We start from the raw sequence: 4,321 nt of genomic DNA, 5'->3' as shown, positions 1-4,321 counted from the left end.
TCGCTGACCGGCAACGCGGCAGCTGTCATAACGGGCATACTACAAACTACCGTATTAATTCACAGACGGACCACTAGGCGGGCACATCGCATACCGCCCGGAAAACCGTGGCGGATGCGACCAGCGACGCCCAAGACGCCGAGCTCACGTCGTCGGGGCGGCTACACCAAGCCGCTGACGTACTGCCCGTCGTGGACGGATTCCAGCACGGCCCGCATCGCGTCCGCGGACAGCGTCCAGGAGAACTCGTCGCTGCGGGCCTGCGCCTTGCTGCCCAACTGGATTCGCTGAACCGGGTCGTTCAACAGCTGACGGATCGCGGCGACCAGGGCATCGCGGTCCTCGACCAGCAGGCCGGTGACGCCGTCGACGATCGAGTCGGTCAGCCCGCCGGAGGCGCGATAACCGATGGTCGGCACACCATGTTGAGCCGCTTCGGTGACCGCGAGCCCCCAGCCTTCCTTGCGCGAGGGCAGCACATGTATCCAGCTCTGCTGCAGCACACGGTGTTTCGTCTCTTCGTCGACGTGGCCGTGGAATGTCACCGAGTCGGAGATACCCAGCAGTTCGGCATGCTCGACCAGGCGCTCCCGCCACCAACCCCCGCCGAGGATGTCCAGGTGCAGTCCGGGCACCTCGGTGCGCAATACGGCGACGGCCGCCAAGGCGTCCTCGATCTGCTTGTGCGGCACCAGACGCGAGAGCACCACGAGCCGCGGCGTCTGCGATCGCGGCAGCTCCAGGGTGGCGCCGGGCGCTTCGTCAAGCCCGTTGCGTACCACCGCAATCCGACCGGAATCGACGCCGAGTTCGTTGAGGTCGCGAGCCGAAGGCAGCGACACCGTCACGTACTGGTTGCGGCGGTGCAGACGCGGCGAGAGCTTCGATTCGACGAACCAGCCGATCCGGCCCCGCACCGGTCCGGCCACCGGCCACAGTTCCCGGTGACAGTGGTGCACCAGCACCGCCACGCGCCGGCCGAACGCCAGCCGGGCCAGGAACGGCAATCCGTTCTGGGTGTCCACGACCACGTCGGGCCGAACCCGGCGCAACGGCCCGAGCCCGACGCGGGCAGCCACCATGGCCAGCCCGGCCCAGATGTAGACGCTGTGGGGCCCGCCGGCCCGGCTGATCCGCACGCCGTCGATCACCTCACGACGGGCGGCGCCCGGGTAACGGGCGGTGCGCAGGGTGACGTCGACACCGTCGTCGGCCAGGCAGGCCCCGATCCGCTGGAGATACGCCTCGCTGCCACCGCCCTGAGGATGACCGGTGTCACGCCAGCAGAGCAGCAGGACGCTCCGGAGGCGGGGGTCAGGACGGGCAGGCATCGTGTTGAGGGTACCGGTGAGTAGGTTGGGCGGGTGCAGCCCAGCGACATCTCGGCACGCTTCGCCCGGCGGGCGAGCCTGCCTCGGTCGATCGGCCTGCTGGCCCAGTTCCGGTTCGAGCAGAGCGACCCGGCCCGCTTCTACGGCGCGCTGGCCGCCGATACCGTCGCCATGGTCACCGATCTGTGGACCGCCAGCACCGGCGAATCCCCGGCGGGGCGGACCGTGCTCGACGTGGGCGGCGGACCAGGCTACTTCGCCTCGGCGTTCGACGCGGCCGGCATGCGCTACATCGGAGTGGAGCCTGACGCCCGCGAAATGCACGCCGGTCCGGCGGCCGACGCCGCGGAGGGCACATTCGTCCGGGCGTCGGGCATGGCACTGCCATTCGCCGATTCCAGCGTCGACATCTGCCTGTCGTCCAATGTCGCCGAGCACGTACGCCAACCCTGGCGGTTGGGCAACGAGATGCTGCGGGTCACGCGGCCCGGCGGGTTGGCGGTGCTGTCCTACACGGTGTGGCTGGGCCCATTCGGCGGCCATGAGATGGGGCTGACGCATTACCTCGGGGGCGCCCGGGCGGCCGAGCGTTACACCCGCAAGCACGGCCACCGACCGAAAAACGACTACGGCTCGTCGTTGTTCGCGGTGTCGGCGGCCGACGGTCTGGAATGGGCGCGCTCGACCGGTTCCCTGATCGCCGCTTTTCCCCGCTACCACCCACGATGGGCGTGGTGGATGACCGCGGTGCCGGGGTTGCGGGAGTTCCTGGTGAGCAATCTGGTGCTGGTTCTCCGGCCATCCTGAAACCGTCAACTGGAACAGGTTCTCGTTTGGCCGATTCCTCGGTAATGTGACGGCCATGACACAGAGCGCAACTGTCGCCAAGACCGATTACGACAAGCTTTTCATCGGTGGCCAGTGGGTCGAGCCGTCGACCTCGGAGGTCATCGAAGTTTTCTCGCCGGCCACCGGTGAGAAGGTCGGGCAGGTGCCGTTGGCCGCCGAGGCCGATGTGAACGCGGCCTGCGCCGCGGCGCGCAAGGCGTTCGACGAGGGCCCGTGGCCGCACCTGTCGCCCGAGGAACGGCAGGCCGTCCTGGCCAAGGCTGTCGAGCTGATCAATGCGCGCGCCGAAGAGTTCAAGCACCTACTGAAGCTGGAGACCGGCCAGCCGCAGACGATCGTCGACATGATGCAGTTCGGCGCGGGTGTGTCCGGCCTGCAGTACTACGCAGGTGCGGCCGACAAGTACACCTGGCGCGACATCCGCGACGGCATCTACGGCCAGACGCTGGTGCTCAAGGAGCCGATCGGTGTGGTCGGCGCCGTCATCGCCTGGAATGTGCCGTTCTTCCTGGCCTGCAACAAGCTGGGACCGGCCCTGCTGGCCGGCTGCACCGTGGTGCTCAAGCCCGCCGGCGAGACCCCCCTGACCACCAACCTGCTGGCCGAGGTGTTCGCCGAGGCCGGCCTGCCCGAAGGCGTGCTGTCGGTGGTTCCGGGCGGCCCCGAGACCGGCCGTGCCCTGACCAACAACCCGGAGCTGGACAAGTTCACCTTCACGGGCTCGTCGGCGGTCGGCAAGGAGATCGGCAAGATCGCGGCCGAAAAGCTCAAGCCGTGCACGCTGGAGCTCGGCGGAAAGTCCGCCGCGATCATCCTCGAGGACGCCGACCTGGATTCCACGCTGCCCATGCTGGTGTTCTCCGGCCTGATGAACAGCGGGCAGGCCTGCGTCGGCCAGACCCGCATCCTGGCCCCGCGGTCCCGTTACGACGAGGTCGTGGAGAAGTTGGCCGGCGCTGTCGGCGCCATGCAGGCCGGCCTGCCCGATGATCCGGCCGCCATGATCGGCCCCGTGATCAGCGAGAAGCAGCGCGACCGCGTCGAGGGCTACATCAAGAAGGGCATCGAGGAGGGCGCGCGCGTCGTCACCGGTGGCGGACGTCCCGAAGGTCTGGACTCGGGCTGGTACGTGCAGCCGACCGTGTTCGCCGACGTCGACAACTCGATGACCATCGCCCAGGAGGAGATCTTCGGGCCGGTGCTCGTGGTCATTCCGTTCGAGGACGAGGACGACGCGGTGCGCATCGCCAACGACTCGCCCTACGGCCTGGCCGGCAGCGTGTACACCACCGACTTCCCCAAGGCTCTCGAGATCGCCGCGAAGATCCGCACCGGCACGTACGCGGTGAACATGTACGCCTTCGATCCGGGTTCACCATTCGGCGGGTACAAGAACTCCGGCATCGGCCGCGAGAACGGTCCCGAGGGCATCGACGCCTACACCCAGGCCAAGAGCGTGCTGCTGCCGTTCGGCTACACCCCCTAGTTCTCCCCGCGAGTTCTCCCCGCGGGTTCTTCCCGCGAGCAGACGCAAACCCTTACCTTTTCGCGCGGAAAGGTAAGGGTTTGTGTCTCAGTGTCAGTCTGGATTTTGCCGCGTTGCGGTGGTTGGGTCTGGATCATCTGGTGTCTGGCTCAGTTTGTGTCTGCCGTCCTCGTGTGGGGGTTGGCGTTGAGCAGTAGTGCCGGCATCAGATGTGAAGGACCGGCCGGCGTGACTTGATAGGAGCGTGGCATCGCCCCCGACTGAGAAGTGTCCGCCGACCGGCCCAACCTCAACACACCCCTCTTCATGACTGAAGGAGGCAACCATCATGGTTGTTGTTGGAGCCGATGTACACAAGTCCACTCACACCTTTGTCGCCGTCGATGAGGTCGGGCGCACGCTCGGGCAGAAGACCGTCAAGGCCACCACCGACGGGCATCTCAAGGCCATCAGTTTGGTGGGCACCCGCACCACGTTCTGCCCGGCGCCGAGCAGGTCACGTTCCAGCCGGGCGGACATGTTGCGGCAGTCCTCGATAGCCCAGAGCAGCTCGGTACCGAACTGCTCGCGGGCCCACTTGATGGCCTTGAGATGCCCGTCGGTGGTGGCCTTGACGGTCTTCTGCCCGAGCGTGCGCCCGACCTCATCGACGGCG

At 67.3% G+C, this 4,321-nt stretch carries 3 protein-coding genes and 2 pseudogenes; 3 read left to right on the top strand and 2 right to left on the bottom strand.

All coding sequences use genetic code 11. The annotated features are described in order from the left end of the window. Positions 1-161 precede the first annotated feature (161 nt). Positions 162-1,331: a glycosyltransferase family 4 protein gene (locus A5699_RS13705; RefSeq protein ID WP_067770102.1), complete on the bottom strand. Its 1,170-nt coding sequence runs from the start codon at positions 1,329-1,331 to the stop codon at positions 162-164. 48 nt (positions 1,332-1,379) lie between these two features. Between A5699_RS13705 and A5699_RS13700 the strand changes: the two genes are divergently transcribed. From A5699_RS13700 to A5699_RS29590, 3 genes and pseudogenes are all read left to right on the top strand, one after another. Then, positions 1,380-2,138 (top strand): class I SAM-dependent methyltransferase, encoded by a 759-nt coding sequence (locus A5699_RS13700; protein WP_369806699.1) that lies wholly within the window; start codon positions 1,380-1,382, stop codon positions 2,136-2,138. Positions 2,139-2,193: 55 nt separating this feature from the next. Beyond that, positions 2,194-3,666, top strand: a complete 1,473-nt coding sequence (locus A5699_RS13695; protein WP_067770097.1) for an aldehyde dehydrogenase — start codon at positions 2,194-2,196, stop codon at positions 3,664-3,666. A 328-nt stretch (positions 3,667-3,994) separates the two neighbouring features. After that, positions 3,995-4,117: pseudogene (locus tag A5699_RS29590) on the top strand (IS110 family transposase); the annotation flags it as partial. Here the strand turns inward: A5699_RS29590 and A5699_RS13690 are convergent. Then, positions 4,111-4,321: pseudogene (locus A5699_RS13690) on the bottom strand (IS110 family transposase); the annotation flags it as partial. The pseudogenes A5699_RS29590 and A5699_RS13690 overlap by 7 nt on opposite strands.

Origin of the sequence: Mycobacterium sp. E802, from assembly GCF_001666875.1 — a bacterium.
In the GTDB taxonomy this organism is placed as follows: domain Bacteria; phylum Actinomycetota; class Actinomycetes; order Mycobacteriales; family Mycobacteriaceae; genus Mycobacterium.
Note: the sequence above shows the minus strand (reverse complement) of the source record. Positions and strands in the feature narration are given on the sequence as shown.